This is a genomic window from Streptomyces sp. NPDC034670 (assembly GCF_055574875.1).
In genome coordinates this window covers 1-1,920 of record NZ_JBVITR010000136.1, presented here as the reverse complement: position 1 = coordinate 1,920, position 1,920 = coordinate 1, and the positions used below count along the sequence as shown (strand labels likewise).

Annotated in this window: 1 protein-coding gene; it reads right to left on the bottom strand. The window is 71.2% G+C overall.

The features are described 5' to 3' along the window. The coding region (locus ACZ56B_RS32815) for a dihydropteroate synthase (RefSeq protein ID WP_468798739.1) at nt 1-1,920 on the bottom strand (1,920 nt) is incomplete at both ends.

Genomic DNA, 1,920 nt, shown 5'->3' with positions numbered 1-1,920 from the left:
TCGACGTAGGCGCGGGTGAGGGCGGCGCCGCCGAGGATGACCGGGTAGTCGGCGGCCAGGCCGCGGGCGTTGAGCTCCTCGAGGTTCTCCTTCATGATCACGGTGGACTTCACCAGCAGCCCGGACATGCCGATCACGTCGGCCTTGTGCTCGGCGGCGGCCTCCAGGATCGCCGAGACCGGCTGCTTGATGCCCAGGTTGACCACGGTGTAGCCGTTGTTGGACAGGATGATGTCGACCAGGTTCTTGCCGATGTCGTGCACGTCGCCGCGCACCGTGGCCAGCACGATGGTGCCCTTGCCGGCCTCGTCGGTCCTGTCCATGTGCGGCTCCAGGTGCGCCACCGCGCTCTTCATCACCTCGGCGGACTGCAGCACGAAGGGCAGCTGCATCTGCCCGGAGCCGAACAGCTCGCCGACCACCTTCATGCCGTCCAGCAGGGTGTCGTTGACGATGTCCAGCGCCTTGCGCTCCCGCAGCGCCTGGTCCAGGTCGGCCTCCAGGCCGTTGCGCTCGCCGTCGATGATGCGGCGCTTGAGCCGCTCGTCCAGCGGCAGCGCGGCCAGCTCCTCGGCCTTGCCCGCCTTGAGCGACTTCGCCGTGGCGCCCTCGAACAGCCGCATCAGCCTCTGCAGCGGGTCGTAGCCCTCCGCGCGCCGGTCGTAGATCAGGTCCAGCGCGGTGGTGACTTCCTCCTCGCTGAACCGGGCGATCGGCAGGATCTTCGACGCGTGCACGATCGCCGAGTCCAGCCCCGCCTTGACGCACTCGTCCAGGAAGACGCTGTTGAGCAGGATGCGGGCGGCCGGGTTCAGGCCGAAGGAGATGTTCGACAGCCCCAGCGTGGTCTGCACGTCCGGGTGGCGCCGCTTCAGCTCCCGGATGGCCTCGATCGTGGCGATGCCGTCGCGGCGGGACTCCTCCTGGCCGGTGCAGATGGTGAAGGTCAGGCAGTCGATGAGGATGTCCTCCTCGCGGATGCCCCAGTCACCGGTCAGGTCGGCGATCAGCCGCTCGGCGATCTCCACCTTCTTCTGCGCGGTGCGGGCCTGGCCCTCCTCGTCGATGGTCAGCGCGATCAGCGCCGCCCCGTGCTCGCGCGCCAGCTCCGTCACCCGGGCGAAGCGCGAGCCGGGGCCGTCGCCGTCCTCGTAGTTCACCGAGTTGATCACCGCGCGGCCGCCCAGCCGCTCCAGCCCGGCCCGGATCACCTCCACCTCGGTGGAGTCCAGCACGATCGGCAGCGTGGAGGCGGTCGCCAGCCGGCCGGCCAGCTCCGCCATGTCGGCGACGCCGTCGCGGCCGACGTAGTCCACGCACAGGTCCAGCAGGTGCGCGCCCTCGCGGATCTGCTCGCGGGCCAGCTCCACGCAGTCCTCCCAGCGGCCCTCCAGCATCGCCTCGCGGAACTTCTTCGACCCGTTGGCGTTGGTGCGCTCACCGATCGCCAGGTAGGAGGTGTCCTGCCGGAACGGCACGCTCTGGTACAGCGAGGCCGCCCCCGGCTCCGGCCGCGGCTCGCGCGCGGGCGGGACCGCACCGCGCACCCGCTCCACCAGCCGGCGCAGATGCTCCGGGGTGGTGCCGCAGCAGCCGCCCACCAGCGACAGGCCGTAGTCGCGCACGAAGGTCTCCTGCGCGTCGGCCAGCTCCGGGGGCGTCAGCGGGTAGTGCGCGCCGTCGGCCGTCAGGACCGGCAGCCCCGCGTTCGGCATGCAGGACAGCGGCACGCCCGCGTGGCGGGCCAGGTAGCGCAGGTGCTCGCTCATCTCCGCCGGGCCGGTCGCGCAGTTCAGGCCGATCATGTCGATGCCCAGCGGCTCCAGCGCGGTCAGCGCCGCGCCGATCTCCGACCCCAGCAGCATCGTGCCGGTGGTCTCGACCGTCACCGAGACGATCAGGGGCACGTCGTGGCCGGCG